1 protein-coding gene is annotated in these 249 nt (G+C 36.1%); it reads right to left on the bottom strand.

The window, feature by feature from the left end:
* Window positions 1-48: 48 nt before the first annotated feature.
* Window positions 49-249, bottom strand: a 201-nt coding sequence (locus IEX97_RS13820; RefSeq protein WP_229776948.1) for a hypothetical protein, incomplete at its 5' end; no start/stop codon positions are given.

The raw sequence follows: 249 nt of genomic DNA, 5'->3' as shown, positions 1-249 counted from the left end.
AAGCTCGATGAGCGACCAATATCAACATCAGCAAGAACACCGAAGATTTTATAAACATTGGCCTGCTCCTGCAGCTTTTAAATATTCTTTATTTAACTTCCATAAGATGGTTCCACCATGGGCTGCGGTTGAATCAAACATATAGTGATATATTTTCCCACCTATGATTCGTTCTATAAAAGGTGACTCGGGAATGCAAAATAAATTATGAATAGGATGAATAAAACGAAAGCCCTGTTTATACTTGAT

Origin of the sequence: Paenalicyclobacillus cellulosilyticus (genome assembly GCF_014647315.1) — a bacterium.
GTDB classification, from domain to species: domain Bacteria; phylum Bacillota; class Bacilli; order Alicyclobacillales; family Alicyclobacillaceae; genus Alicyclobacillus_J; species Alicyclobacillus_J cellulosilyticus.
This window is presented reverse-complemented; position numbering and strand designations above follow the sequence as displayed.